General features: G+C 37.2%; 22 protein-coding genes and 1 tRNA gene. 17 read left to right on the top strand and 6 right to left on the bottom strand.

Going from position 1 to position 25,821, the window contains the following annotated elements:
• Window positions 1-3: 3 nt before the first annotated feature.
• Genes J5V48_RS01350 through ilvN form a run of 3 tightly spaced genes read left to right on the top strand, consistent with a single transcriptional unit; the run spans window position 4 to window position 3,298 of the window.
• Window positions 4-1,029 (top strand): suppressor of fused domain protein, encoded by a 1,026-nt coding sequence (locus J5V48_RS01350; protein WP_219936177.1) that lies wholly within the window; start codon window positions 4-6, stop codon window positions 1,027-1,029.
• 47 nt (window positions 1,030-1,076) lie between these two features.
• On the top strand, window positions 1,077-2,795 hold the full coding sequence (ilvB, locus tag J5V48_RS01345) for a biosynthetic-type acetolactate synthase large subunit (protein ID WP_219936175.1): 1,719 nt from the start codon (window positions 1,077-1,079) through the stop codon (window positions 2,793-2,795).
• Complete coding sequence (ilvN, locus tag J5V48_RS01340; protein WP_219936173.1) at window positions 2,795-3,298, top strand: acetolactate synthase small subunit; 504 nt, start codon at window positions 2,795-2,797, stop codon at window positions 3,296-3,298. Before ilvB ends, ilvN begins: the two co-directional genes overlap by 1 nt.
• Window positions 3,299-3,391: 93 nt before the next feature.
• Here the strand turns inward: ilvN and J5V48_RS01335 are convergent, their stop codons facing one another.
• Entirely contained in the window at window positions 3,392-4,855 is a 1,464-nt protein-coding gene (locus J5V48_RS01335; protein WP_219936171.1) for a DNA recombination protein RmuC, read from the bottom strand.
• 172 nt (window positions 4,856-5,027) lie between these two features.
• Between J5V48_RS01335 and J5V48_RS01330 the strand changes: the two genes are divergently transcribed.
• Complete coding sequence (locus J5V48_RS01330) at window positions 5,028-5,828, top strand: autotransporter outer membrane beta-barrel domain-containing protein (protein WP_336244979.1); 801 nt, start codon at window positions 5,028-5,030, stop codon at window positions 5,826-5,828.
• 81 nt (window positions 5,829-5,909) lie between these two features.
• Window positions 5,910-6,080, top strand: a complete 171-nt coding sequence (locus J5V48_RS01325; protein ID WP_219936167.1) for a hypothetical protein — start codon at window positions 5,910-5,912, stop codon at window positions 6,078-6,080.
• A gap of 36 nt (window positions 6,081-6,116) precedes the next feature.
• Here J5V48_RS01325 and J5V48_RS01320 read toward each other — a convergent pair whose 3' ends face one another.
• Window positions 6,117-6,518: a MerR family transcriptional regulator gene (locus tag J5V48_RS01320; protein ID WP_219936165.1), complete on the bottom strand. Its 402-nt coding sequence runs from the start codon at window positions 6,516-6,518 to the stop codon at window positions 6,117-6,119.
• Window positions 6,519-6,596: 78 nt separating this feature from the next.
• Here J5V48_RS01320 and J5V48_RS01315 point away from each other — a divergent pair, with 78 nt between their 5' ends.
• The gene (locus tag J5V48_RS01315; RefSeq protein WP_219936163.1) at window positions 6,597-7,379 is read left to right on the top strand and encodes an MBL fold metallo-hydrolase; all 783 of its coding nucleotides are present in this window, start codon (window positions 6,597-6,599) and stop codon (window positions 7,377-7,379) included.
• Window positions 7,380-7,438: 59 nt separating this feature from the next.
• Here the strand turns inward: J5V48_RS01315 and J5V48_RS01310 are convergent, their stop codons facing one another.
• The 3 genes from J5V48_RS01310 to J5V48_RS01300 all read right to left on the bottom strand — a co-directional run bounded on the left by J5V48_RS01310 (window position 7,439) and on the right by J5V48_RS01300 (window position 10,428).
• Window positions 7,439-9,043, bottom strand: a complete 1,605-nt coding sequence (locus J5V48_RS01310; RefSeq protein ID WP_219936161.1) for a methyl-accepting chemotaxis protein — start codon at window positions 9,041-9,043, stop codon at window positions 7,439-7,441.
• Window positions 9,044-9,669: 626 nt separating this feature from the next.
• Window positions 9,670-10,056 carry a transposase gene (locus J5V48_RS01305; protein WP_219936347.1) on the bottom strand — a complete coding sequence of 129 codons (387 nt, stop codon included), beginning with the start codon at window positions 10,054-10,056 and terminating at the stop codon, window positions 9,670-9,672.
• A 294-nt stretch (window positions 10,057-10,350) separates the two neighbouring features.
• A tRNA-Val gene (locus tag J5V48_RS01300) sits at window positions 10,351-10,428 on the bottom strand.
• Window positions 10,429-10,903: 475 nt separating this feature from the next.
• Between J5V48_RS01300 and thrS the strand changes: the two genes are divergently transcribed.
• The 5 genes from thrS (at window position 10,904) to J5V48_RS01275 (ending at window position 15,017) form a co-directional block, all read left to right on the top strand.
• Window positions 10,904-12,877, top strand: a complete 1,974-nt coding sequence (thrS, locus tag J5V48_RS01295; protein ID WP_219936159.1) for a threonine--tRNA ligase — start codon at window positions 10,904-10,906, stop codon at window positions 12,875-12,877.
• A 116-nt stretch (window positions 12,878-12,993) separates the two neighbouring features.
• Window positions 12,994-13,506 (top strand): translation initiation factor IF-3, encoded by a 513-nt coding sequence (infC, locus tag J5V48_RS01290; protein WP_219936156.1) that lies wholly within the window; start codon window positions 12,994-12,996, stop codon window positions 13,504-13,506.
• Between the two features lie 71 nt (window positions 13,507-13,577).
• The gene (gene rpmI / locus J5V48_RS01285) at window positions 13,578-13,790 is read left to right on the top strand and encodes a 50S ribosomal protein L35 (RefSeq protein WP_219936153.1); all 213 of its coding nucleotides are present in this window, start codon (window positions 13,578-13,580) and stop codon (window positions 13,788-13,790) included.
• A 16-nt stretch (window positions 13,791-13,806) separates the two neighbouring features.
• Entirely contained in the window at window positions 13,807-14,166 is a 360-nt protein-coding gene (gene rplT, locus J5V48_RS01280) for a 50S ribosomal protein L20 (RefSeq protein ID WP_219936151.1), read from the top strand.
• A 176-nt stretch (window positions 14,167-14,342) separates the two neighbouring features.
• Window positions 14,343-15,017: a BspA family leucine-rich repeat surface protein gene (locus tag J5V48_RS01275; protein ID WP_219936149.1), complete on the top strand. Its 675-nt coding sequence runs from the start codon at window positions 14,343-14,345 to the stop codon at window positions 15,015-15,017.
• Here J5V48_RS01275 and J5V48_RS01270 read toward each other — a convergent pair.
• Window positions 15,010-16,182 carry an MFS transporter gene (locus J5V48_RS01270; RefSeq protein WP_219936147.1) on the bottom strand — a complete coding sequence of 391 codons (1,173 nt, stop codon included), beginning with the start codon at window positions 16,180-16,182 and terminating at the stop codon, window positions 15,010-15,012. The two genes, J5V48_RS01275 and J5V48_RS01270, sit on opposite strands and share 8 nt — an antisense overlap.
• 159 nt (window positions 16,183-16,341) lie before the next feature.
• Here J5V48_RS01270 and J5V48_RS01265 point away from each other — a divergent pair, with 159 nt between their 5' ends.
• From J5V48_RS01265 to J5V48_RS01240, 6 genes are all read left to right on the top strand, one after another.
• Window positions 16,342-17,787, top strand: a complete 1,446-nt coding sequence (locus J5V48_RS01265) for a tetratricopeptide repeat protein (RefSeq protein ID WP_219936145.1) — start codon at window positions 16,342-16,344, stop codon at window positions 17,785-17,787.
• A 559-nt stretch (window positions 17,788-18,346) separates the two neighbouring features.
• Window positions 18,347-19,405, top strand: a complete 1,059-nt coding sequence (chvE, locus tag J5V48_RS01260) for a multiple monosaccharide ABC transporter substrate-binding protein (RefSeq protein WP_219936143.1) — start codon at window positions 18,347-18,349, stop codon at window positions 19,403-19,405.
• 66 nt (window positions 19,406-19,471) lie between these two features.
• Entirely contained in the window at window positions 19,472-21,046 is a 1,575-nt protein-coding gene (mmsA, locus tag J5V48_RS01255; RefSeq protein ID WP_219936141.1) for a multiple monosaccharide ABC transporter ATP-binding protein, read from the top strand.
• Window positions 21,047-21,052: 6 nt separating this feature from the next.
• Window positions 21,053-22,252: a multiple monosaccharide ABC transporter permease gene (gene mmsB, locus J5V48_RS01250; RefSeq protein ID WP_255557553.1), complete on the top strand. Its 1,200-nt coding sequence runs from the start codon at window positions 21,053-21,055 to the stop codon at window positions 22,250-22,252.
• Between the two features lie 127 nt (window positions 22,253-22,379).
• A complete protein-coding gene (gene xylB, locus J5V48_RS01245) occupies window positions 22,380-24,551 on the top strand; it encodes a xylulokinase (protein ID WP_219936139.1) in 2,172 nt (723 codons plus the stop codon).
• Between the two features lie 45 nt (window positions 24,552-24,596).
• Entirely contained in the window at window positions 24,597-25,628 is a 1,032-nt protein-coding gene (locus J5V48_RS01240; RefSeq protein WP_219936137.1) for a LacI family DNA-binding transcriptional regulator, read from the top strand.
• Window positions 25,629-25,821: the final 193 nt, after the last annotated feature.

Raw genomic sequence — 25,821 nt, 5'->3', positions numbered from 1 at the left:
AAAATGAACATAGACGAGTATAAAGAGCAGAAAAAAGCTATTTTAGATACAATTGAGAATTTATATAAAGAAAACAGAATATTTGATGTCATTAAATTATTAGAGAATTCAAATCTTGACGATTCTCTGTGTCTTGAACTTGTAAGAGCCTATATAAATGCCGCATCAAAGGCATCTGATCCATATTCTCTATATGAAAAGGCTCTTGTTATCTTAAACAAGATTTCAACTTCATGTTACAACGAGCCAAAATGGCATTTTTATGAAGGCTACATTCTTTATAAACAAGATCTGTTCGAAGATGCTCTTATCCGTTTTGAAAAGGCATTAAAACTTGTAGACATCAGTGATTCAGATCTTTTCTTCAAGATAAACACTCTTTTAGAAAATACCAAGAATACTGTAGCTTTAAAAGATCATAAGCCACTTGATGACAAGCATAAAACTCAGCTGCTTGAAAAGATAACATCCTATTTTGGAAATCCTGCAAAACTTTGCTCTTTTGACAATATTGAGCTTTATCATATAGGTCCCGATCAGAAACATGACTATAACATCATAATCTCTGTAGGAATGTCCAATATAGAGCAGAAAACAGAAAGTTTTTCTGAGTATTATGAGGTTATGTTACCTCTTCCAAAAGAGTACAGATTCAATCCAGAGCATACTGGAAATTTTGAAATATTCATGATGATTGAGGTTTTAAAATACCTTGCTGTCAGAAAAGAGTATGTAGGCTTTGGTTATTATCTTGAAAAGGAAAATGGTTTTAGTGCACATACTTCCTTTAATGCGGTTATGTTAAGTGCTCTTGGTGACTTTAATGATGATTATCAGCAGATAAAGCTTGAAGATAAAGTCGTGAAACTGTATCAGCTGATACCTTTAAAGCCTTTTGAACTTAATTATAGAAAACATCACTCAGCAGAAGATCTACTCAATGTTTTTAAGGAAAACAGGATCGCGTTAACACCTTTTATTGCTACTCGTGATGATGTACTAGGAAAAGTAAGAATAACTGAAAAATAAATATCTAATAGTGTAAAATACAGACAGTTTAAAAAGAGAATTGAAATATGGAACAGCTAAATGGTGCACAGCAGGTAGTAAGAGTACTTGAAGATCTGGGCGTTACAAGGATCTTCGGATATCCAGGAGCTGCTGTTACAGATATATATAACGAATTACTTGATTCAGAAAAGATCACTCATACACTAGCTAGACATGAACAGGGTGCTGTTCATATGGCAGATGGTTATGCAAGAGCTACAGGTGAGGTTGGCTTTGCCATCGTAACATCAGGTCCTGGTGCTACAAATACCGTTACAGCACTTGCAACTGCATATGGTGATTCAATTCCTCTTGTTCTTATTACAGGTCAGGTCAGTACCTCATTAATTGGTACAGATGCTTTCCAGGAAGTTGATACCATGGGCGTTACACGTCCTGTTGTTAAGTACAGTTTCTTATGTAAGAAGCCTGAGGATATTGCAAAGAATTTAAGAAAGGCTTTCTATATTGCATCAACAGGCAGAAAAGGTCCTGTTGTAGTCGATATTCCAAAGGATTGTCAGAACCGTTCATATTTCTTTGATTATGATCCAACATCTGACGTTTCTATCCGTTCATATAATCCAACAGTATTTGGTCATAAAGGTCAGGTTAAGAGAGCTGCAAAGTTACTTTGCGATGCTAAAAAGCCTGTAATGCTTATCGGTGGCGGTGTTGTACAGGGCAATGCTACACAGGAGATAATGACCATTGCAAAGAAACTGAATCTGCCTGTAGCTAGTACACTTATGGGTATCAGCGGTTATCCATGCTCTGACAGTCAGTATCTTGGTATGCTTGGTATGCATGGTCTTTATGAGGCAAATGAGGCACTGCATCATTCAGATGTGATTTTTGCAGTTGGTACTAGATTTGCTGATAGAGCAACCAACAAGGTTTCAAAATTCTGTCCAGAAGCTACTATTATTCATATTGATGTTGATCCTGCTTCCATTTCAAAAACAGTTCAGGCTCATGTACCTATCGTAGGTGACGCAAAGACCGTATTAAATCAGGTTATTCAGGCTCTCAACGAGCTAGATGCAAAGGTAAATCCAGCACTGTATGCCTGGTGGACTCAGATTGAAGAGTACAGAGCAAAGAAATGTCTTTCATATAAGAAGCCTGAGGATGTAATAAGACCTCAGGAAGTTATTGAATGCATTTCAAAACTTTCTCATGAGCTGAATCTTGATCCATATGTTACAACTGATGTTGGTCAGCATCAGATGTTCACAGCTCAGTATTTCAAGTTTGAAACTCCAAGACACTTTTTGACATCTGGTGGTCTTGGAACAATGGGACTTGGTTTCCCAGCTGCAATCGGTGCTCAGTTTGCTCTTCCTGATGCAAAGGTAATCTGTATTTCAGGTGACGGTTCATTCCAGATGAATATGCAGGAGCTTGCTGTATGCCGTAAGTATAATCTGCCAGTTAAGGTATTTATCCTTGACAATTCAGTACTTGGAATGGTTCGTCAGTTCCAGACTGTATTCTATGACAGACGCTACAGTGCAACCAATCTTGATGGAAATCCTGATTTTGTAATGCTTGCTCAGGCTTATGGATTCAAGGGTATCAGAATTTCCAAACGTGAAGATCTTGAGAGCACAATTAAGGAAGTTCTGCTTTCAGATGAATTTACTCTGGTTGATGTTATTACAGATATCAATACTAAGGTTATGCCTTGGCAGAGAGCAAACGGATCAATGGTTGATATGATGTTAAATGAGGAGGAGTGCTAATGAGACGCGTTATTTCAATTTTATTAGAGAATGAGGCTGGTGCTCTTTCACGTGTTGTAGGTCTGTTTTCTCAGCGTGGATACAACATTGACAGTTTAACAGTTGCTCCAACTGACGATCCTACCTTGTCCCGCTGTACTATTTTAACAACAGGTGATGCTGATGAGGCAGAGCAGATCACAAAGCAGCTTCACAAGCTTGTATGTGTGTACAGAGTATCTGCCCTTGAAGAAGAAACTGAAGGTGGAATTGAGCGCGAAATGATCCTTGTAAAGGTATCAACTCCCAACAGAAATGTAAGAGATGAGGTAAAAAGTCTTGCTGATATCTTTAAAGCAGAAATCATTGATGTCAATGCAGAGATCTTCACTCTTCAGTATGTAGGTACCTCAGAGCAGACTGATAACTTTATTCAGACTCTGTGCAAGCTTGCAGAGGTTGTTGAGGTTGTACGCTCAGGCGTTCTTGGCATTGCTAAGGGTACTCACTATATGCGCGGATAACAGGTGCAATAAACGCAGCACCATTTTTAGTTAAAAAAACGGATCATAGAATATATGATCCGTTTGTCTTTCCGTGAAAAGATTGAAAAGATCTTAATCCACTACAGTTAGCTGATCTTTTGTTGATGCATCTATAGTAACACCTTCAAGCTCTTTGAATTTTCTAGTTGAGTTTGCATCAAATCTTGAAAGCATAGTCTTTAAGTTGTCCTTGCCATTTCTAAGTCTTGCATCTACTTCCTGCATTGCACTCTGGAACTTGTTGCCAGCCTTTATTGCATCATCAAGAGAAGACTCAATATTAGAGAATTTAGAGATAATTCTCTGAGCAAGTTTTGCAAGATCTTTCATATGTTCAGTCTGTTCTGATAGGATCCAGAGATTTGAAACGACTCTCAATGATGGCATCAAAGATGAAGGTGATACAAGATAAATCTTGCTCTTTGCAGCCTTGTCATACATTGTAGGATCGTCACGTAGTGCTACAGATAGAGCATCATCTACAGGAACGAACATGAATACAAAACTTGGTGAATTCATTTGCTCATATGAGCTGTAGTCTTTTTTAATTAGTTCATCAAGGTGCTTTCTAATTGACTGGCAGTGATCTTTTAAGGCTGAGCTTCTTTGGGCATCATCTGATGCATTTATGTAATCAATATATGCAGTAATAGAGCATTTTGCATCGATTATGATGCATTTTTTCTCAGGAAGAAATACTACAGCATCAGGTCTGCCACGATCACCTGAAGCATTAAATCCTGCAACTTCTCTTTGATACTCAATTCCTTTTACTAAACCTGCACTGTCTAAAACTCTTTCAAGCTGAAGCTCTCCCCACATACCCTGGGATTTACCACCCTGTCTTAAAGCCTTTGTCAAATCCTCAGCCTGCTTAGATAGAGTAGAATGACTCTTTTCTAAAAGCTCAATTTCCTTTTGAAGTTCTCCATGACGTTTTGCAGTGGTTTCCTGACTGTCATTTAAAAGCTTCTTGAAATTGGTTAATTCTTCTTTTAAAGGATTAACAACGGTTGATAATGTCTGATTTGAGTTTTTGTTCAAATCCTCTGATGCGTTTTTAACTAGCTCATGTCCCATTACTTTGAGCTGTTCTTGTAATTCCTTATATGAGGTATCAAAACGTTTTTGCTGCTCATCAAAAAGCTGTTCAGATGTGTTGATTTTTGCAGATAGATTAGAATTCTTTGCAATTAGCTCTCTATTCTGACTATCAAGTTCCTGATTGAGTTTTTTAAGCTCAGTCAGTTCATTTTCATAATTAAGACAAGTATTCTTTTGAACATTCAAATCAGATACCAGCTGTAATTTTTCATTTTGTGCAAAAACAAGCTGTTCTTCAAGAATAGCTATCTTTGATTGTAAATCTGTACGGCTTTTTTCAATTCCTTCTAAAGTTGAATAGAGGCTTGCCTTTTCAACCTCAGCTTCAGTTTTTTCCGGCTTCTGTTTTAGAAGTGAAAATACAAGAAATCCAATAAATCCTGTCAGAAGAATAACTAACATAAGTAGCAATGATGAAGTAATACTTGTCATGATGTCTCTCTTATATGGGTGAGTTTTTTATAATTCTAGCACAAATTTTTGCAGTGTATAAAAAATATATATTTATACACTATCTATTCTAAATAATCTATTTAACCGTCGAATTGTATTGATTTATCAAGAAACATTATACAAAACAACATAAAAATCAGCGTTATGAAAAATTTCTTCACAGCGAAATCAGCTAAATCATTTGTGCACTCAGGGTGCAAACTACGGTGCTGATCTTGATTTAACATCATTAGTAATCGGTGCTGATTACGGTATTGCAGAAGGCTCTAAGGTTGGTGCTTATGCAACCTTCGGTACAGGTGATGTTGATGGCAAGGGCGCAGGTCACAACGTTAAGAACGATGTTGATACATACGGCTTTGGTATCTACGGTTCAGCTAAGTTAGCATCAGGTGTTTCAATCCTGTCAGATGTTGGCTATACAGTTGCTCAGAACGAGTTCAAGGGCATTGTAAATGCAGATGCTGATATGAAGGTATTCACTGCAGGTGCTAATGTTAAGTACACCTTCAACACTCAGGTTGCAGACATTTCTCCTTTCGTTGGTGCTCGTTATACCAGCTTCAACTTAGAGAGCTATGCTGTTAAGAGTGCAAAGGGTATCGTTGCATACACTGATGCTGATACAGCTCATATCTTCTCAATTCCTGTAGGATTTGATTTATCTAAGCAGATTACTGCTGGCGAATGGAATGTAAAGCCTGCATTTACTGCTAAGGTAACATTCAATACAGGTGATAAGACTGTTTCATCATCAACTCAGTTTACTGGTGTAAAGAAAAAGAATACTCTGAACCTGGATGCTGAGGTTATGGATGATGTAACTTATAGCGTTGGTGCTAGTGTAAGTGCTACTAAGGGTGCTGCAACCTTTGGTGCAGGCTTAAGCTACACCGGTTCATCTGAGACTAACGAACTGTCAGCTCAGATCGGTGCTCGCTACACATTCTAATCTTATATATCCTTTAGATTAGACAAGTAAGTTTAGCCAGGAGCTCGCTCCTGGCTATTTTGACTAAAAAGAGAGAAGTATATGCCTGGTATTGGTCAGATATTGTATATGATTGCTTTTAATGCAGTTGCGGCATTGATAGCTGCTTATATTTCTGAAAACTGTGGTGAAAAGCTTAAAGGATACAGCGATCTCCCATTTATCTGCTGGATGACATTTTTTGTAATCTCAATATTCCTACTGTTCATATAAGCACTTTGAATACACTCAAGTGCTTTCCTTGATAACTTATTTATCTTTGTTGAATGCTTTATAGATTCTGTTTAATGAATTAGACTGTTTTTTGTCTTTTCTGATATTACAGAGTACATCATTAAGCTTCTTTTCAAGAAGCTGCATCTGCTGTTTTCTTACTTCGCATTCATAAAGAATAGATTCAATTCTTTTTTCTAGATCGTCATTGTCGGTTATTTTCTTGTTTTCATAGTCTACGATCCTTGAAATGCATGACAAATGCATTCCGCTGTTTCTGGCAGCTTTAATAAACTGTAATCTCTCAACGCTTTTTTCATCATATATTCTTTGGCCACTAAGTGATCTGTTTACTGGCGTGATAAGATTTTTTTCTTCAAAAAATCGTATTGTAGTTACAGGAAAACCTGTAAGTTTTGAAAGTTCACCGATCTTCATAAAAAAGTCCTTGTCTCTACAGTTACTGTAGATTTTATACTTCAGCTACAGTCGGTTCAACAATTATGGAGATATGTTATGAAATTTGAACAGATAAGAGGTGCAACGAGCATTGTAACCTATGCAGGAGTAAGATTCTTAGTTGATCCTATGCTTGCAAAGAAGTTTTCTTATCCTGATGTACCAACAACAATAAACTGTGCAAAAGGAAATCCAACAACGGAGCTGCCTTGTCCTGTAGACGAGCTTTTTAATGTTGATGCTCTTTTAGTGACACATCTACATTTTGACCATTTTGATGAGGCAGCAAAACAGCTTATTCCAAAGGATATTCCTGTAATAGTGTCAAACAGTAAAGATGCCTGGTTCATGAATGATATAGGATTTAAAACAGTTATAAATGCACAGGGGGGAGTAACATTCAAAGATATAAAAATCAGCGTAACAGACTGTGAACATGGAGATGGCGATCCAGTTGTCCATAAGATTTTCAAGGATAAAGGTATTGATGGCACTGCACATGGTTTTGTGCTTGAATCCCAAAAGGAAAAAGGAGCTTTTTATCTTACTGGAGATACAATCCTATATGAAAGAGTTTTTGAAGCAATTGAAAAATTCAGACCATACGTTATAGCAGTAAATGCAGCATGTGCTCAGATGTGTCCATCTCACAGCATAATGATGGGGCTTGATGATGTTAGAGTACTATGCAGATATGTTAAGAATATCAGTATAGTTGCTACACATCTTGACTGTGTATCACATGCAACAGTAAGTGCAGACAGTTTAAGAGCCTATGGAAAACTTGAGTCGCTTACCAATCTTTTTGTACCTGCTCAAAAAGAGTGTATTGAGTTCTAGATAAAAAAGTCCATTAACAAAAGTTAATGGACTAGTCTGATTTTGAGTATTAACGATTTTTAAACAGTAAACTTGCTTACCATATTCATCAAGGTTACAACCTGATCGTTTGAGTCCTTGATTTCGCTGTTAACGAAATTGATAGTATTTGAAAGTTCCTTGGAGCCATCTGTAATTGATTTCATGTTTGTTGAAATCTCCTGAGTTGCAACAGTTTGCTGTTCTGCAGCTGTAGCAATCTGAGTGATCTGCTCTGATACAGTATTAACCATAGCAGTCAGATTGCCAAGGATAGATTCAACCTGTGAACTTTCCTCTGAAAGTTCATCCATTACAACTACTGATTCCTGGATTGCAGAATCTGCAACAGACGCATCTGTCTGGATCTTTGAAACCATAGCTGTGATTTCGTTTGTAGATGCTGTTGTTCTTGATGCTAAAGCACGAACTTCATCAGCTACAACAGCAAAGCCTTTACCTGCTTCACCTGCACGAGCTGCCTCAATTGCAGCATTTAAAGCTAACAGGTTAGTCTGCGATGCAATGTCATCAATTGTGTTAACAATGCTTTCAATCTTCTGAACCTGAACTGACAGATTCTGAACAAGAACAGCATCTTCTTTTGACTTCTTGACCTGATTTGCAATCTTGTCAATGATAGTCTGAACCTTGTTTACGCCATCAGTTGTTGATGCTGCTGATTCCTGCGCTGCAACAGTTGCGTTTTCACAGTTCTTTGCAATATCGCTTGTTGTAAGAACCATTTCTTCAGAGGCTGCAGCAACAGTTAAGGCTCTCTTCTGGTTTTCTTCGGCAGTAGCGTTAATTTTTTCTGAAGTGTCTGACAGCTCATCGATAACCTTGCCAAGCTTGTTTGAAACATCAACAACCTTGAACATATCTTTATGCAGACTGTGTCTCATTCCTTCAAGATCCAATGCTAGTGGATTAAACTCATCCTTTCTGTCGGTACTGATCTTCTCAACCAGGTTTCCATTTGCAAATACGTTGATGCTCTTACCAATGTTCTTGATTGCCTGAACAATTACCAAAGGAATTCTAAGTGCCATAATTACAGCAATTATAGCTTCGATCGCAGCACAGCCGATAATGATTAGAGCTGTTGTGTTTTTCTGAAGAGACTGCATTGCTGTTTTTGTTTCATTTAACTGCTTTGCGTTAACTTCAGCCATATTTTCTAAAAAGTCAGAATAGTAGTAGCTAAGATTTGAAACATATACAGAGTTTGCAAGAGTGTAGTCACCTTCCTGAACAGCTGGCATAAAAACGTTGTTGAAAATGTCTATATAGTCTTTTGTACTCTTTTTAATAGCTCCAATTTCAACTGGAAATCTTGTTGTCTGCAGCTTGTCAACACGCATCTTGAGCTCTTCTAAAAGAGAAGGTATATCAGTATTAGAGCCTCTTCTTTGAGAATTTGTAGCTATTTTTCTAACTGCGTCATTGAATTTGTTCATAGCATTTGTTGATAATCTGGTTCTCTCGTATCGCTGGTTTAGCTGTTCGATTTTTTCAACAGCAATTCCCTGAGAATTGTTCATGCTTGTAATTGCAATGAATGCAAGAAAAACAGTCATTAAAACAATAACTACATAGCTGGTAATAAGCTTTGATTTTATTGATGCTAGATTTATAAAGTTCATAAATACCTCGATTAACATCGATGTGTTAGTTGTAATTTATAAATTTAAAAATGTGCACACTAAAAAGCACATAAAGGTGAATATGATGAATATCACATTAAACAAAATTGTGATATACGTCAACATTTTTATTTGCAAAATTAGCGAATTTGCAATTAGACAGCATAAATAAGCCTTTTGATACATTAAGTTAGCTGAAGAAATTTTTTTGAAAAAAGTAATTTTTGAGATAGTCAAAAATAGTAAACTAAAATGTCAGATAGTGTATATTTGGTCAAATTATGAAAGTTTTTGTTTAAAAAATGAGTATTACGTCAAAATAATTTTACTTGTCTGTAAAAAGTATTAAAAACCTTATGTACCAACGAATTAGAGCATTTATTATTATTTTTAGAGTTATTTTATGGAATTTTCGTTAAGCGCAAAAATGTAAAACTTTTACAGAAAAAGAAATTCTTGATTTGCAATGATGAATTATTTACACAAATAAACCTTTGCTAATAAAAAAAAGGCTCTTCGTGCATATTTATAGGTAAATAATGAAAGCAGAACACGGTTAGAGCCTTAATCTAAGCCACTTACCACCTCGATTAGGAAGTTGGAATTATAATTTTTGAACATCCAAGCTAGATCATATCGAGCATATTTTGGATGTTTCTACAGCCATAAGCTTTACGTAAAAACAACTTAATCTTGTCGTTTATAGACTCAACTTTGGCATTGTTCAGTTGAGTCTCTATTGTATTGAGAATATGCTTCTCATGTCGCCTAATTTTATAGGCAAGCTCTTTGAAAACTTGAATTCTGCTGTGAGTGGCTCTCCAAAAGAAAGATTTATGCTCATCTTTAGTTTCTTCTAAGTCAGGATACTTTAAAGCAAGTCTTAGTTGTTCTTTTAACTTGTAGCCTCGGAACAGTCTTGGATTGGTATCAGCAATCATTTCAAGTCTGGCTGCCTGGTTAGAAGTAAGGTTCTCAGGAGCCTTACCAAGAGTATAGGTAGATGTTTTGATGTCTGTAGCATTCTATTTAGCTTCATTTAGCTTGTTAAGTGAAATCGAAGGTTATCATCTTAAGAATTCTCCCAAAATAATAAATTATTCTCCCAAAAATACGTGCATTTGGGGGAATAATGTCATGTTAAGGAGAAAAGTAATTAAATATTTATATTGTGCAGAGCGTAATTTTTAGAAAAAATCAGAATAATAACGAATTTTCGTTTTTAAAGATTATACGGATTATAAAGAGAAAACTAGAAAACAATAAATGGATACAAAAAAAAGCAACCAACTGGTTGCCTTCTCAGATGGTGCGACCTAGTGGACTCGAACCACCGACCCCCACCATGTCAAGGTGATGCTCTAACCAAACTGAGCTAAGGTCGCAAAGTGAATTTATTATACAAAATAATTGTTATATTTCAATATTAAAGTCAATTATTTTATAACAAAAAGATAAAAACCATCATGTTTGTACAAATAATAGAAGGAATACTTTTTTTGTTCTCTTAGCTTCAACGTATGATTATTCTAATGAAAATTGACAGCTCCCCATGGTTGAAGCCAAGGTCCTTTCGGCATAATTTGGTAAAAAAAGTATCATAAAAAATATCAGTTATTTGAAATTTGTTTGAAAACAAAACATATCCTGTAAAGTTAAAAGCAGAGTATCCTTTCTATCGGTAGAAACAAAAAAATGTTTTTTTACTTCCCTTTATATTCAGAACAGTTAAAAAAGGCGTATAATCTCACAGTTCGTTGAAAGTTTATAACTTGAGTTGTAATACAAGGTTCACTTTCAATATTTTTTTACTTTAATTATGGAGCCTTGAGATGCAGAGTATGCATCGAGGTTTAGAAAATGCCAAAAATCACACTTCCAAACGGCGATATCAAAGAGTTTGATAAGCCAATTTCTATATTCGAATTAGCTCAGTCAATTGGTGCAGGTTTAGCTCGTAACTGCGTTGCAGGTAAAATCAACGGTGAGTTACACGATGCTTGCGATTTAATTGAGAATGATGCTGAAGTATCAATCATTACCCCAAAGGATAAAGAGGGTATTGAAATCATTCGTCATTCATGCGCTCATCTTTTAGGTCATGCAATCAAGCAGCTATGGCCTTCAACTCAGATGGCTATTGGTCCTGTCATTGACAATGGTTTTTATTATGACGTTGATATTGACCACAAGCTTACAGCAGAAGATCTTGAAGCTTTAGACAAAAGAATGCATGAGCTTGCAAAGACTGACTATCAGGTTGTAAAGGAAGTTGCTGACTGGCAGAAGGCTTATGACACCTTTACAGAGCGTAATGAGCCATACAAGAAACTCATTCTAGAAGAGAACATTGATAGAAACGATAAGTCAATCGGCCTGTATCACCACAATGAATATACCGATATGTGCCGTGGCCCTCACGTTCCTCACATGGGTTTCTGTCAGAATTTCAAATTAACACACTTTGCTGGTGCTTACTGGCGAGGTGATTCAAAGAACAAGATGCTTCAGCGTATTTATGGCTGCTGTTTTGCTTCAAAGGATGAATTAAAGGTATTCTTAAAGCGCAGAGAAGAAGCTGCAAAACGTGACCATCGTGTTCTTGGTAAGAAACTTGATTTATTCCATTTCCAGCAGGAAGCACCTGGTTTAGTTTTCTGGCACAATGACGGCTGGACAATTTACCGTGTTGTTGAAAACTTCATGCGTGAAATGTTACACAAGTACCACTACATAGAGGTTAACACTCCTCAGATTATGGATAGAGTACTTTGGGAAAGATCTGGCCACTGGGAGAAATATGCTGAGAACATGTTTACAACCAAGTCAGAAAATCGCGATTATGCGATTAAGCCAATGAACTGCCCTGGTGCAATTCAGATCTTTAATTCACGTACAAGATCATATCGTGATCTTCCAATCAGAATGGCTGAATTTGGTAAGGATCACCGTAACGAGCCATCAGGTTCATTACATGGTCTTCTTCGTGTAAGAGGCTTCGAGCAGGATGATGGTCATATCTTCTGTACCGACAGCCAGATCCTTGATGTAGTATCAGACTGTATCAAGATGGTTTACGATGTATACGACGTATTTAATTTCCACAACGTTGATATCAAGTTATCTACACGTCCAGAGAAGAGAATCGGTTCAGATGAGATCTGGGATAGAGCAGAACAGGACCTGATGAAGGCTTTAGAGGCAAACGGTCTTGAGTATGAACTACAGCCTGGCGAAGGTGCATTCTATGGTCCTAAGATCGAGTTCACTCTGCATGATTCTTTAGACAGAGAATGGCAGTGTGGTACCGTTCAGTTAGACTTCTCTTTACCAGGACGTTTAGGTGCAGCATACATCGGTGAGGATAACCAGGAGCACGTACCTGTTATGATCCACCGTGCAATGTTAGGTTCATTAGAACGTTTCATTGGTATTCTGACAGAAGAATATGCTGGCTCCTTCCCTACATGGTTATCTCCAGTTCAGGCAGTCGTAATGTCTTTAACTGATGATCAGGCAGACTATGCTAAGAGCGTGTTCGAGAAGTTGGATGAGCAGGGGCTTCGTGCAAGAACTGACTTAAGAAGCGATAAGATTGGCTTTAAGATCAGAGAGCATACCTTGATGCACATTCCTTATCTTGTTGTATGTGGTGCAAGAGAAGCTGAACAGGGTAAAGTTGCAGTACGTACCAGAAAGGGTGCAGATTTGGGAACAATGAGCGTTGATGACTTGATTAAATTAATAAAATCAGATATCATACAGCGCAAAAATATGCCTGATGCAGACGTAGCTATTGAAAAAGCCCGTGCAGAGGCAGAGAAAAAGGATTAGTTCTTCTTATCCTTTGGAGATTAGAAAACGCATGAAAATGCGTTTTCTGGCATAACGCCGTTTACTTTTTTTTAGGAGTACTTACTATAAACAACAGCAGAAAGACCGGCAAGGCAATGCCTAAGAACCGGATTAACAACGATATTAGATGTAAAGAGGTTCGTGTTTTAGACGCTGATAACGAGTTAGTTGGTGTAATGCCAACTGCTGAAGCTATCAACATGGCAAGAGAGCAGGGGATTGATTTAGTTGAAATTAGTCCTAATGCAGAGCCACCAGTTTGCAAGCTAATTGAGTATGGTAAGTATCTTTATCAGAAGAGTAAAGATCAGAAGAGTAAGAAGCAAAAGGTTGTTCAGGTTAAGGAAATCAAATTCCGTCCTGGAACAGATGAAGCGGATTATCAGGTTAAACTACGCAACCTAATTCGCTTCCTAGAGGAGGGCAATAAGGCTAAGGTAACTCTGCGCTATCGCGGTCGCGAAATGGCACATCAGTCCTTAGGTTTAGATGTTCTCAAGCGTGTAGAGAATGATCTATGCGTTGAAAGAGGAATCGCATCAGTAGAGTCTGCTTCACGTGTTGAAGGTAGACAGGCTACTATGGTGTTGGCTCCTAAGAAGAAATAGTATAGGGTAACAAGTCCTGGTTTACCAGGCTCCTATATTGTGTGTTAACTGCTAAAAATGCGGAGTATATAATGGCTGGAAAAGTCAAGGTCAAAATGAAGACCGATAGAGGCGTAGCAAAGCGCTTCAAGAAAACCGGTAGCGGTCACTACAAGTGCCGTCACCAGAACTTACGTCACATCCTTACCAAGAAGTCAAGCAAGCGTAAGCGTCAGCTACGTAGCATGACCTGTGTAAAGACCTGTAACTTACGTGCAATCGCTCGTCAGTTACCATACGCTTAATTGGAGGATTTGACAAATGGCTAGAGTAAAACGCGGTGTAACTGCACGTGCTCGTCACAAGAAAGTTTTAAAGGCTGCTAAGGGTTACTACGGTGCTCGTTCACGTACCTTCCGTACTGCTGTCCAGGCTGTTACCAAGGCAGGTCAGTATGCTTACCGTGATCGTCGTCAGAAGAAGCGTCAGTTCCGTGAGCTATGGATTGTTCGTATCAATGCAGCAGCTCGTCAGTTAGACTTAAGCTACAGCCAGTTAATCAATGGCTTAAAGAAGGCTAACATCGAAATCGATCGTAAGGTTTTATCTGATCTTGCAATCAACGATAAGGAAGCATTCAAGGCTATTGCTATGCAGGCTAAAGCAGCTTTAGGTGCTTAATCCTGACTTCTTAAGTATTTAAGAAAACGCAAATACCCTCAAAAATGAGGGTATTTTTTTTAGGTGTGTGAACACCCTTTCAAATTTCAAAATCACATCAAATACTACTCCATATTAGTTTCAAGAAATCGCATAAATATGCTATTGTAAAAAACAGTACAAACATGGAGTCGGTTATGTTTTCAAAAAAATTACGTCCTAAATCCAAAAATGAATTAAGAAGGATCATTTTAAATGAGGATATTGAATTAGGTTCAATTGACACTTCATTAATTACTGATATGAGCCATCTTTTTGAACCTGTTCTTGAAACAGGCGATCAGGCAAGATTCTTTTTTGATGGTATTGAAAAATGGGACGTTTCAAACGTGACTGACATGAGCTATATGTTCTGCTATGCTAAAAATTTCAATCAGAACATATCAAACTGGAATGTATCAAAGGTAAAAAACATGCGTGGTATGTTTCAGTTTGCCTCTGCTTTTAATCAGGATATTTCCTCATGGGATGTCTCAAATGTAGAGAATATGTCGTCCATGTTTTACGATGCAGCTTCATTCAGTTATGAACTTGATAAATGGAATGTTAGCAAGGTTGATACAATGAGATTTATGTTCATGTATGCAAGATCGTTTGAACATAAACCTGACTGGAATTTAGATAATGTCAAGGATACTGTCGGAATGTTCTATGGAACTCCAATTGTTTATGTATCTCCAGATCAGAATGTCTATGTCGATACAGAGATTGAAAAACTTGCAGAAAAGGAAAGCCTTGACTGGCAGTTAAAACAGTCAAATATGGATGATTTTATTGAAAAATTTGCCAAGGATGTAAAACTTATTAATTAGTTAAACTCTTATGCCTTAAAGCTGCAAAGCACAAGATACCCATCACAATCATAAGAAAACCTGAAAAGGCAAAGATTGCATCCAGTGAAACAATGGATGCAATCAATCCCAATACTGCAGGTCCAATCATTACTCCTGCATAACTTATTGTACCTACAATTGATATTGCTTTTGCCTTATCCTGTCCGCAGTTTTGCGCTACATTAGAAATAATTACAGGAACAACATTGGCAACGCAGATTCCTAGAAGGGCAAACAGTGCAATAACCACATATGGATTGTGACACAGAGAAATTAGGTACAGGCATATAAAAGCAAATAAAGAGCCTATAACCAGAACCTTTCTGGCTCCTAAAAGAGTAATAAGCATATCTCCTTTAATACGAAAGAGAGCTACTGTGATCTGAAAGAACACATAACCTAAAGAAGCTGTATTTAAAGAGATACTGCATTTATCAAATAAGTATATTCCACTCCAGTCATATACAAGACCTTCACAAAGATACATAAGCATACAGGCAAGGCCAGATATGATGATAAGCGTACGTATAGGAGTTTTCTGTGTCTGCTTAATAGTATTTTCTTCTTTTATGCCATGTGTATTTAGCAATCCATGATCGATACATAAAGACAGCAGTATTGCAGGAATACATACGCAAAGACTTACATAGAAAACCTGAATATCAAGAACAAGTAGAAAAGGAAACAAGAAAGCTGCTAAAAGGCAGCCTATCGTTTCAAAAGCATGAAATCCAGAGAGCATATGCTCTTTTGAAATTTCCTCAAAATATGTACCGTGAATGTTGTTAGCAACCTCTGTGACACCAAGCGAGGCTCCCCAGATACAGATTACAAGAGCGCAGGAAATGTAGTTAATACAAGGAATAGAAATTGTAGCAACACAAACAAAAAGAGAAATAAAAGATAGTGTAAGAACTCTTTTAACTCCGAATTTTTTAGATAGAGGTCCAGCAAGAGGCATACCTATAACGGCACCAATACCGAAGCTTAAAAGCAGAAAAGTATAATAAAGCTCGTTAAGGTTAAGATTCTCTTTGACGAAAGGCATAATAGAAGCCCATGGGGCTATTCCAATACCAGTCAGCAAAAATGCACCTTTTCCTGCTAGTTTTTCTTTTTTTATCTGTAATTTTGTGTAGCTCATTTTTGTGTTTGAAAAATTGTAGAAAATGATTACATCAAGATACCACAATTTTGAATTTTCTTCAGAAAAATCAGAGTCAAACAAGCTGTATTGATTATAAAAATTTGAGATTTTTTCTTTTTTGCATTACATTTAACTTAATTGTAAAAAGGACTAAATATGCGGTTTTCAGTACTTATTCTTATTGTATTGTGTTCATTGTTAACATCCTGTAAAAAGGATATCGTTGCCGAGGCTGAGAAAAGATGCTCTGATGGAAATTTAAAAAGCTGTCTTAGTGCTGTAGATTATCATCTTTACGGTTATAAAGATGATGATGTTGATTATCCGGTAGATACAGTACAGGCTTTTCATTTTCTTACAAAGGCATGTGAATTTAAGGATGGCGAATCCTGCTTCAAGGTTGGTTCTGAGTTTGAAAATTCAAAGTATACGCAGGACAGAGTAGCCTCACTTGAGTTTTATGAAAAAGCCTGTGATGCAAAGTATGTAAAGGGGTGTACTGCAGCAGGAATGCTGTATTCTCAGAAAAAAGAGATAAGAACAAATCTTGGTGAATCATACAGATTCTTTAAAAAAGCCTGTAAACAGAATGAGGGAGTTGCCTGTGATCTATTAGGCGAGATTTACCAAAAAGGCCTTGGTGGTGTAGAAAAATCAAATAAGATGGCAAGATTATCTTTTAAAAAAAGCTGTGATTTAAAAAACGGACATGGCTGTTCTAATCTTGGTCTTATGTATTATTACGGACTTGGTTCAAAAAAGAATCTAGGTCAGTCATTCAATCTGTTCAAATTGTCCTGTGATTACAATTCACCACAGGGTTGTTCAAATCTTGGAAATATGTATATAAACGGATATGGGGTGGAAAAGGATCTTAACAGGGCATTTTTACTATTTGATAAAGGCTGTAAAGGTGGAGATGCGCACGCTTGCTCTAATCTTGGACTTATGTATGCAAAAGGAATAGCTGTAAAAACTGATCTTAATACAGCATTAAACCTTTTTACAAAAAGCTGTAAAGCCAATGATGATCAAGCCTGTCTGCATCTTGGAATGTTATATCAGGATAAGCAGTTTAGCGATTATGATGAAAAACTTGCAGCAGAATCATTCTCAAGGGCATGTTCTCTTGGCAATGCTTTTGCCTGTTCATCACTTGGGCTTTACTATCACAAGAATAAGGATTATCAGAAGTCACGAGAGTTGTTTTTTATCAGTTGCCAAAATGGCTGTGCAGAAGGATGCAATAATCTTGCAACTCAGATAAAGGATGAGTCTAAATCTAAAGATGATCTTAAAGTGGCTTTCAATCTATATGAAAAAGCATGTTCTTTAGAAGATAATCTTGCCTGTGTTAATTTAGGCCTAATGTATGTATATGGTGATGGTACTAAAAAGGATCTAAACAAGGGGCATCATCACATATCATGGGCATGCGGCAGGAATAATGCATTAGCATGCAATCTTGAGGCTTTTTTCTACAAGGATGGCCTCTCAGTCAGAAAAGATAGAAATAAAGCATTAAAACTGTTTGAAAAATCTTGCAAACTTGAATTCAAGCAAGGTTGCGATAATTATGAGCTACTAAAAAATCATAAATAGTCATAACTCATTTTTGACATGCCTGATCCAGAAAAAGGATCCGGCATTGTTTTTTTTTATAAAAATAAAAAAACTTTATAAATCAAATAGAAAATAATTATATGTACGATAATGAAAACGGTTACCAATAATAGAATTTAAAAAAAACACAAAAAATAGATTACACAAAATTAACCACTCTGTACAAAAGTACGCAATTTTGACCTACCTAAACTTTTTGAAAAATATTAAATATTTTGCGAATTTAATAAAAATGATTAAAAGTCTATATGAATCAGATAGATAAATAATAAAATACATATATTGTTTTCGATTGTTTTTACAATATGAATATAGCAGCTTTTATATATAAAAAATTATTATTAACATAGCCAATATTACACTATAGTAACTATTTAATTAAAAAATTATTTTATAATTCAAATGGTTATGTTAAATTATGATACATCTCTAATTATTTTGAACAAATCATAAAGTATAGATGCAATTTTTATTTATTGGCTTTACTATTAACATGTGTGCACGTGCACAATATTTTATACAAACATGAGGCTTTACTATGAAATTAAAAACAACTTTAACCACTCTATGTGCTGCTTTATTAGCTATCAGCTCAGCAAATGCTGCAAAAATTGGTGTTTCAATGCCAACTCAGTCATTACAGCGTTGGAATCAGGATGGTCACAATCTAGAAAGACAGTTACAGGATGCAGGCCATAAAGTTGAATTATTATATGCAGGCGATAACGATATTCCTACTCAGTTGAATCAGGTTGAGAATATGATTGCTTCAAACTGCGACGTTCTTGTTATTGCTCCTATTGATGGAAGCTCATTAACAGAAGTTTTAACTGCAGCTAAGGATAAGGGTATTCCTGTTGTTTCATACGACAGACTTATCATGAATTCTGATGCTATTTCATACTACGCTACCTTTGATAACTATAAGGTAGGCCAGATTCAGGGTAACTACCTTGTTGATGCTTTAAAGCTAAATGAGGAAGGCACTGATCCAAAGAACATCGAATTATTTACAGGTTCTATTGATGACAACAACGTTAACTTCTTCTTTGGCGGTGCTATGGATGTGTTAAAGCCATACTTAGACAGTGGCAAGTTAATCTGTAAATCAGGCCAGACCAAGAAGGAACAGGTTGCAACTTTAAACTGGTCAACAGAAGAAGCTCAAAAGCGTATGGAGAACTTGATTGCATCAATCGGTTATGGTCCTGAAGGCACCAAGTTAGATGCTGTTTTATCATCAAATGACTCTGTTGCTAACGGTATTACCAATGCATTAGTATCTGTTGGTTATAATGCAGAAAATTTCCCAATTCTAACAGGTCAGGACTGTGATAAGCCTTCTGTAAAGAACATGCGTCGCGGTATTCAGACCATGTCAATCTTCAAGGATACCCGTATTCTTGCAGATCAGGTAGTTCGTATGGTTAATGCTATCGTTGAGAAGAAGGATGTTCCAGTTAACGATACAATAACCTACAATAACGGTACCGGTGTAATCCCATCATATCTATGTACTCCAATCGTTGTAACCAAGGATAACTTAAAGGAAGTTTTAATCGAGTCTGGTTACTACACAGAAAAAGAAGTTAAGTAATTAAATAAACAACAATTATTCAAACTTCATCAGGCCAGGAAACTGGCCTGATTATAAGGGGTACTTATGACAGAACAAAATATTCTGCTTAAGATGAAAAATATCACAAAGACATTCGGTAAAGTTACCGCTCTTCGTGATGTGAATCTAGAGGTGAAGCAAGGCGAGGTTCATGCTCTTGTAGGCGAGAACGGCGCTGGTAAATCAACTCTGATGAACGTTTTAAGTGGCATTTATCCATATGGATCTTATGATGGTGATATTATTTTTGATAATGAAACCTGTAAGTTCAGTAAAATCCATGATTCAGAAGATAAAGGTATTGTAATCATTCACCAGGAACTTGCTCTTGTACCTTATCTATCAATTGCAGAAAACATGTTTCTAGGTAATGAACGTACAAGTTCATTATCAAAAGGAGTATTAGACTGGCCTAGAACATTCCAGCGAGCAAAAGAGCTGTTAGAACTGGTCGGTCTAGATGAAGATCCACATACTCTAATTAAGGATATTGGTGTTGGTAAGCAGCAGCTTGTAGAAATTGCAAAGGCAATTTCAAAAAACTGCAGACTGCTTATTCTCGATGAGCCAACAGCATCTTTAAATGAAAGCGATTCTCAAAAACTGCTGGAGCTTATTGATAAGTTCAGATCAGAGGGCATGACCAGTATTATCATTTCTCATAAATTAAACGAAATATCATATATTGCAAATTCAATTACTGTTATCAGAGACGGTTCAACAATTGAAACTTTGGATAATTCAAATCACGACGTTTCAGAAGACAGAATTATTGCAGGAATGGTAGGTAGAGCCCTTACTGACCGCTTCCCTAAGAGAAATCCAGATCATAAAATTTCCAGCGAAGTTCTTTTAGAGGTTAAGGATTGGACTGTATATCATCCTTTAAATCTAAACAGAAAGGTAAATGATAATGTTTCAATCAAACTTCACAAAGGAGAGGTTGTAGGATTTGCAGGTCTCATGGGTGCAGGCAGAACAGAGTTTGCAAAGAGTCTGTTTGGTCATTCCTATGGAGCAAAGATCTCAGGTAAGGTAATAATCAACGGCAAGGAAGTCGTTCTCAATACCGTAACTGATGCAATCAAAAACGGACTTGCATATGTAACTGAGGATAGAAAGGGTGATGGTCTTGTTCTTGAAAATCCTATTTCAACAAACATGACCTTAGCCAATCTTGAGGCGGTTTCATCAAGGCTTGTGATTGATAAGGATCTTGAGCTTGTTAAGTCAAAGGAATTAAAACAGGATCTGAACGTTAAGTGTGCTTCAGTTCTTCAGAATGTAGGTAATCTGTCAGGCGGTAATCAGCAGAAGGTTCTACTTGCAAAGTGGATCTTTGCACTACCTGATGTACTAATTCTTGATGAGCCTACACGTGGTATTGATGTTGGCGCCAAGTATGAGATTTACTGCCTCATCAACAAACTTGTAGAAGCTGGTAAAGCAGTGCTTATGATTTCTTCAGAACTGCCAGAAGTACTTGGTATGTCTGATCGAATCTACGTGATGAATGAAGGCAAAATCGTAGCAGAAATGCCTAGAAAGGATGCCTCTCAAGAAAGCATCATGGGTGCAATCTTACGTTCTTCTGATAAGAAACCTACAATGGAGCAGTAAACTATTATGCTAATTCTAAATATGTTAAAGCGCAATTCACTGTTAATTGCCCTTATACTGGTAATGATCCTCTTTGAGATCGCAATTCGTTTAAAGACAGGTGGTGCAGTTTCATTATTCTCACCACAGAACTTCACTAACATTATCTACCAGAACAGCTATGTTATTATTCTTGCTGTCGGTATGCTCTTCTTGATTATCGGCTGCGGTAACATCGACTTGTCTGTAGGATCTGTAGTCGCACTTATAGGAGCGGTAGCCGGCGTTCTTATGGTAGTAATGCCAGAGAATGAAACAGCTTTCTTCTCTAATCCTACAATGAACATGTACTTTGCAATTGCAGTATGTCTGCTCTTGGGTATTCTCATAGGTGCATGGCATGGTTTCTGGATTGCATATATCAGAATCCCATCATTCATTGTAACTTTAGCAGGTATGTTACTGTTCAGAGGTCTGGCACTGATTGTACTTGATGGTATTACAATCAGCCCATTCTCAAGAGAATATCTTGATCTGTTTACCTCATTTATTCCTGCAAACAGAGCAAATGCATTTGATACAACAATGGTTGTAACAGGCTTCATTGTGGTTGTATATGTATTTGGAATTCTCTTTGACCGTCTTAACAAGATTAAGAAGGGCTATGAAGTTGATCCTATGTATGCATTCTTGTTCAAGCATATTATTATTCTTGCAGCAGTAATTGCTTCAAGCGTACTTTTAGGCAAGAACAAGGGTATCCCAGTTATCTTAATCTTGATTCTGGCTATCGTTATCATCTATGCATTCATTGCCAACAAGACTGTTATCGGTCGAAGAATCTATGCTCTTGGCGGTAATGAAAAGGCAGCCAAGCTGTCAGGTGTTAACACAAACCGTCTATTATTCCTCTCCTATGTAAACATGGGCTTGTTGGCAGCAGTAGCAGCTTTAGTTTGTGTGGCTCGTTTCAATTCAGCATCTCCAATGGCTGGTACAGGTTATGAGCTTGATGCAATCGGCGCCTGCTTTATTGGTGGTGCATCAGCATACGGTGGTGTAGGTACTGTTGGTGGTGCTGTTATTGGTGCAGTTTTCATGGGTGTTCTGAACAACGGTATGTCAATTCTTGGTGTTGACGCCAACTGGCAGAAGGCTGTTAAAGGTCTAGTTCTTCTTGCAGCTGTTGTAGTTGACGTTATGTCAAAGAAGAGAGTACAGAACTAATCATCCAGTAATAGGGGGCATAGCCCCCTTTTTTTCAAGATTTCTTTCTAAAGTCTTTTAACTAGAAGATCTTACAAAGAAATTTTAAAACAAATCATATACAGACAATTCATCGAGGGGTTTATTTATGCGCTATCTTTTAGGTGTTGATTTAGGCACTTCCGGTACAAAGACAGTTTTATTTGATGAAAAGGGAGCAACTGTAGCATCAAAGACAATTGAATATCCTTTGATTCAACCAAAAAACGGCTGGGCAGAGCAGGATCCTGAATGCTGGTATCATGCAGCAGTAGATTCGATTAAATCCGTATTAGAAGAAAGCAAGATTGACCCATCTTATGTTTCTGGTCTTGCAATTGCAGGTCAGATGCATGGTCTTGTAATGCTCGATGAAAATGGCAATGTTTTAAACAATGCAATCTTGTGGTGTGATTCAAGAACACAAGAAGAGTGTGATGAGATTGAAGCTCTTGTTGGAAAACAAAGACTAATTGAGATTAATGCAAATCCTGCACTAACAGGATTTACTGCTCCAAAAATTCTATGGGTAAGAAAGCATTTACCTGATGTTTACAAAAAGTGCCGTACCATTTTACTTCCAAAAGATTATGTAAGATTCAAGCTTACAGGTAAACTCTTTATGGAAGTATCTGATGCATCAGGTACAAATCTTCTTGATATCAAGGCAAGAAAGTGGTCAGATGAGATTTTGGAAAAACTCAATATTGATAAGTCTCTTCTACCACCTATCATTGAATCAGAGGAAGTTGCAGGACATATCAGTGATGAAGCTGCAAAACTAACAGGCCTCAAGGCAGGTACAGTTGTGGCAGCAGGTGCAGGTGATAATGCAGCTGCAGCTTTGGGTACAGGTGTATGTTCATGTGGAGATGCATTTATCACTCTTGGTACATCTGGAGTTATTTTTGCTCATACTGACAAACCATCAATTGATCCTTTAGGTCGTGTACATACTTTCTGTGCTGCTGTAAAGAATGGATGGACTGCAATGTCATGTACATTAAGTGCAGGCCTTTCACTTCGCTGGCTTCGCGATGAGCTTTTCTCTTATGAAAATGAACAGGAGCAAAAAGCAGGGCGTGATGTATATAATCTTATGACAGAGAATGCATCAAAGATTCCTTTAGGCTCCGATGGCCTGATTTTTCTTCCATATTTAATGGGTGAAAGATCACCTGTTCTTGATCCAAATGCACGTGGTGTATTCTTTGGATTAAGTGCAAGACATGGCAAGGCACATATGACAAGAGCTCTTTTAGAGGGAATCACTCTATCTCAGCGTCATAATCTTGAAGTGCTAAAACAGATGGATATTAAACCATCACAGCTTATTGCCTGTGGTGGCGGTGCAAGATCTGAATTCTGGCGTTATCTGCTGGCAAACATTCTTGGCTGTTCAATTACAACAACCACCTCAAAAGAAGGTCCTGCTCTTGGTGCTGCAATTCTTGCAGGTGTTGCATCAGGTGTATTCCCATCAGTTGAAAAAGCCTGTTCAATGCTTGTTCATAAATCAGATATCAACTGCAAGGCAAATACAGAGGATGTTGAAAAATACAATGCTGTATATGAGGTTTACAGATTCTTATATCCTCAGTTAAGACCTGCATTCTCAAAGCTTTCAGCTCTTCGTGATGTACTTGACGGTGGCAGAAGAAAATACAAGGATGTAACTGATGTTGAGTTCGAGCGTTACGGCAAGGTTATTAGCGATATTCCAACAGATGAGCTTGTAAGTGCTCTTGAAAAGACTCCTCTTACAGATGGTACTGACTATGTTGCATCAAGTGAGATTTTAGAGACCGAAAAATTTGTCGATATCATGAAAAATCAGGTTTTTGGCGGACTTGATATTCAAATAGGATACTGTAACGGTCATAATAAAGATCTCAATGCTCTTGAGTATCATAGAAATAGTGAGCTTAATGTTGCAGCAAATGATGCCTATCTAATGGTAGCTCCTGCTACAGCTGTCAAGGATGGAATCATTGATTCTCAGAGTGTAGAGATTTTCAGAGTCAAGAAAGGTCAGGCTGTACTGTTTTATGAAACAACTCTTCATTATGCACCATGCGTTGCAGATAATGAGGAGCATTTTAAAATGATGGTTGTGTTGCCTAAAGGCACAAATACACAAAGACCTTCAGCTCTACACAGATGTGGAGAGTCAGGATATCTTACCCATAACAATAAATGGCTGTTTGCCCATAAGGATTCAAACGAAGGAAAATCCAAGGTAAGCACCGGCAGACTGATAGGTGAAAATCTTAGAGTCTGAAATAAATAAAAATACCGTTTGAATTTATAACAAAAAAGGTTGCATATGAGTGTTACTGTAAAGACCCTTGCTCTTGCCGCTGGAGTTTCAAGAGGAACAGTTGATAGAGTTCTGCATAACAGAGGTAACGTCAAAAAAGAGGTTGCCGTAAAAATCAAAGCTCTTGCAAAAGAGCTTGGATATGTACCAAACAGAGCAGGACGAGAACTGTCCGGTTTTAAACTAAGCTACAAAATAGGTGTTCTTCTGCCAAGTATAGGCAACGTCTTTTTTGATGGAGTTACAAACGGTATTGAAGAAGCTATAAGAGAATATGAAGAGCTTGGTGTAGAAGTTGTATTTACAAAGGTGCAAGGCTACAAGGAGGATGTTCATTTAAAATCAATTGACGAGCTTGTATCAAAAGGTTGCAGTGCTTTGTGTCTTGCAACAATGCAGACAGAAGCGATTGCTCAGAAGATTAAAGAGTGCCAGAAATCAGGTATAAAGGTTATTCTTGTAAATTCTGACATAGAAGGTTCTGGCAGGATCTGTTATGTAGGATCTGACTATATAAAAGCAGGCAAAACCTGTGCTGGTCTGTTATCTTTGATGAAACAAAAAGAGCATATCAATATTCTTATTGTAACCGGCTCTGAAAAAATGCGTGGACATCAGCAGAGAATTTCTGGTTTTAAAGATGAGTTGGACAGGCTTGGGTGTGACTACAGTGTTGTAAATACCATTGAGTCTGACGATTCAGATATAAAAGCTCAGATCCTTGTTCAAAAATACCTAAAGGAAAATCCTAAAATCAACTGTGTTTATGTTACAGGAGCTGCCGTTCAGGGCGTTGGCTCTGCAATCATAGCAAGTGGCAGAAAGGATATTTTTGGAATAGCCTTTGATGATATCTATACAACGGTGGAGCTTGTAAGAGCAGGTATTTTTAAATTCGTTATCTGTCAGGAGCCTTTTGTTCAGGGATATCAGTCAATTAAAAGAGCCTATCAGTTGTTGTCTGGATCTAATTCAAATAGAACAGGAACAGATTATTTTACCGAGACCATTATCAAGATAGCATCGAATATTGGATAACATGGATAGCAATAAGCTGTCTTAATAAAAGCAGTTTACTTTTATGAGAAAAGTGCATGAAATTACCATTCAGGCATTTTTTTTATAAATTATGCTGGCGTGAAAGACCACGGTTTAACCGTTTGGATGAGACCACGAATTATATTTTATTTGACAGCAATCCTTTTGTAGGAAATTACCTTGTTTTTGTACA

It is taken from the genome of Succinivibrio faecicola (assembly GCF_019448115.1).
GTDB lineage: Bacteria > Pseudomonadota > Gammaproteobacteria > Enterobacterales > Succinivibrionaceae > Succinivibrio > Succinivibrio faecicola.
Note: the sequence above shows the minus strand (reverse complement) of the source record. Positions and strands in the feature narration are given on the sequence as shown.

Excerpts from the sequence above, each read along its gene's own strand:
- mmsA (WP_219936141.1), top strand. The coding sequence starts at position 19,472 with ATGACAGAACAAAATATTCTGCTTAAGATGAAAAATATCACAAAGACA.
- J5V48_RS01335 (WP_219936171.1), bottom strand. The coding sequence starts at position 4,855 with ATGACAAGTATTACTTCATCATTGCTACTTATGTTAGTTATTCTTCTG.
- J5V48_RS01315 (WP_219936163.1), top strand. The coding sequence starts at position 6,597 with ATGAAATTTGAACAGATAAGAGGTGCAACGAGCATTGTAACCTATGCA.
- thrS (WP_219936159.1), top strand. The coding sequence starts at position 10,904 with ATGCCAAAAATCACACTTCCAAACGGCGATATCAAAGAGTTTGATAAG.
- mmsB (WP_255557553.1), top strand. The coding sequence starts at position 21,053 with ATGCTAATTCTAAATATGTTAAAGCGCAATTCACTGTTAATTGCCCTT.
- rpmI (WP_219936153.1), top strand. The coding sequence starts at position 13,578 with ATGGCTGGAAAAGTCAAGGTCAAAATGAAGACCGATAGAGGCGTAGCA.
- J5V48_RS01265 (WP_219936145.1), top strand. The coding sequence starts at position 16,342 with ATGCGGTTTTCAGTACTTATTCTTATTGTATTGTGTTCATTGTTAACA.
- J5V48_RS01350 (WP_219936177.1), top strand. The coding sequence starts at position 4 with ATGAACATAGACGAGTATAAAGAGCAGAAAAAAGCTATTTTAGATACA.
- xylB (WP_219936139.1), top strand. The coding sequence starts at position 22,380 with ATGCGCTATCTTTTAGGTGTTGATTTAGGCACTTCCGGTACAAAGACA.
- ilvN (WP_219936173.1), top strand. The coding sequence starts at position 2,795 with ATGAGACGCGTTATTTCAATTTTATTAGAGAATGAGGCTGGTGCTCTT.
- rplT (WP_219936151.1), top strand. The coding sequence starts at position 13,807 with ATGGCTAGAGTAAAACGCGGTGTAACTGCACGTGCTCGTCACAAGAAA.
- J5V48_RS01275 (WP_219936149.1), top strand. The coding sequence starts at position 14,343 with ATGTTTTCAAAAAAATTACGTCCTAAATCCAAAAATGAATTAAGAAGG.
- J5V48_RS01240 (WP_219936137.1), top strand. The coding sequence starts at position 24,597 with ATGAGTGTTACTGTAAAGACCCTTGCTCTTGCCGCTGGAGTTTCAAGA.
- ilvB (WP_219936175.1), top strand. The coding sequence starts at position 1,077 with ATGGAACAGCTAAATGGTGCACAGCAGGTAGTAAGAGTACTTGAAGAT.
- J5V48_RS01310 (WP_219936161.1), bottom strand. The coding sequence starts at position 9,043 with ATGAACTTTATAAATCTAGCATCAATAAAATCAAAGCTTATTACCAGC.
- J5V48_RS01320 (WP_219936165.1), bottom strand. The coding sequence starts at position 6,518 with ATGAAGATCGGTGAACTTTCAAAACTTACAGGTTTTCCTGTAACTACA.
- chvE (WP_219936143.1), top strand. The coding sequence starts at position 18,347 with ATGAAATTAAAAACAACTTTAACCACTCTATGTGCTGCTTTATTAGCT.
- J5V48_RS01270 (WP_219936147.1), bottom strand. The coding sequence starts at position 16,182 with ATGAGCTACACAAAATTACAGATAAAAAAAGAAAAACTAGCAGGAAAA.
- J5V48_RS01325 (WP_219936167.1), top strand. The coding sequence starts at position 5,910 with ATGCCTGGTATTGGTCAGATATTGTATATGATTGCTTTTAATGCAGTT.
- infC (WP_219936156.1), top strand. The coding sequence starts at position 12,994 with ATGCCTAAGAACCGGATTAACAACGATATTAGATGTAAAGAGGTTCGT.